Annotated in this window: 1 protein-coding gene; it reads right to left on the minus strand. The window is 48.2% G+C overall.

From position 1 onward, the window contains the following. Nucleotides 1-15 precede the first annotated feature (15 nt). The coding region (locus tag ACFQ2I_RS19535; protein ID WP_377567229.1) for a transposase at nucleotides 16-1,532 on the minus strand (1,517 nt) is incomplete at its 5' end.

Consider the following 1,532-nt stretch of genomic DNA (forward strand, 5'->3'; position numbering starts at 1 on the left):
CATGACTTATGCAGTTCACGAGATTAACTGGTAATTGTGAGAATCTATGCTTGAATAAACCGGCCACCAGGTCATTAAGAGCTGGGGCGGCCAATAAGCCGAAATAAGGCTTGCAAACCGGCGTACTTCTATGTCAAAATCAATGTAGATTCGTTCGGAATTCTTATGTTTTCTGCGACGAACCTGACAACGAGTGTGGAAGAGGCCACGAACCATTTCGCCGTGGGTGTAGCCTTCATCATCACTCGTTTTTTCTTTGTTTACCTGCCACAAAGCATACGCAAGCAGTGTCTCAGTAGCGAACAGCAATTCCATGTGCGCATGCTGATGCGCTTCGGATGTAGAGTGGCAAGACTCAAAGCCAAGTTCCTGCTTGGCCGTCCGAAAGAACACTTCAATGCGCCAGCGTTTACCGTAGACTTCGAGTGCTTGTTTCGGAACATCATGGCGGTTGCTAATGATCAAGTAGGCGTCTTTGTGCGTCGCAAGAGAATCTACACCCTCCTCAGCAATTGTGGTCGCTTCTTCGTCTTCTTTCAAACGAATGGCAACGACAGCGGCAATGGGGATATAGCGATGCTTTACAGTAGGCTGTCCTTTTCGTCCAATAGCGGGGAATGGCAATTTCATATAAATGTCGGCAAGCGCGATCGCTGACAAACCGGAATTCCCTTTATGAGCAAGAGATTTGTACGCTTCTTTAATGAGTTGGCGTGCGGACACCGGAATATATCGGTCCTGCCGTCCTGGCTCCTTCACGCGCCGAAACAGGGCGGTATTGCGTTTGGCCTTGGTCACCCAATCAAAGTTGTGCTCTGTGAGGAACACGAAAAAATCCTTGCAGAGATACCAACGATCCATCGCAATCCATAAGCGGCACGAGACGTTTTCACGCAGCATCAGGAGCATTTGCTTGGCTAAATCCAGCTTGGAGAGTCCAAGCTCACCTTCTTCGACTTTGCGCCACATGCTGTAGTAAAGCGGGTACTCCAAACCGTTTTGCAGTACCGCTTGTAATACAACCAGATTCATGCACCAGCTATATGCCTTCGTAGAGGAGTCCTTGAGCCAGCAAAGATAAGGCAGGAATTTAGCAAATGGATGATTACTGTGGGTGTCATCCAAATTGATAATATCGCCTTCATGCAATTTCGTATCCGCATCTTGTTGGAGCCTCTCGACTCGTTTTTTTCCGAAGGTACGCCAGGCAAAAGGCTTGATAAACAACCGGCTCAGCGTGTACTGCGCCAATTTGTACGGTCTAAACATCTCAATAAGCAAAGCATCTTTGGCCGCCAATTCTGCCATCTGAGAGACGGCCCTGCAGCCAGAAGATAGCCCAATGACATAGAGAAAGCAGAGCATCCAGGCAGGTGTACCGTTTCGTTTGGATATGCCGGATTGTGTGAGCAGTAAAGAAAAGTCGAATTGATCCCATAGCGTCCGAAGAATGGGCGCACCTGCGCACTCGCTGATCGAAAGCTTGCGAAATCGTGGTTTTTCCAAGGTTGGTTTCATATTTGAATCACCTA

This window comes from Paenibacillus chungangensis (genome assembly GCF_042675905.1).
Taxonomy (GTDB): domain Bacteria; phylum Bacillota; class Bacilli; order Paenibacillales; family Paenibacillaceae; genus Pristimantibacillus; species Pristimantibacillus chungangensis.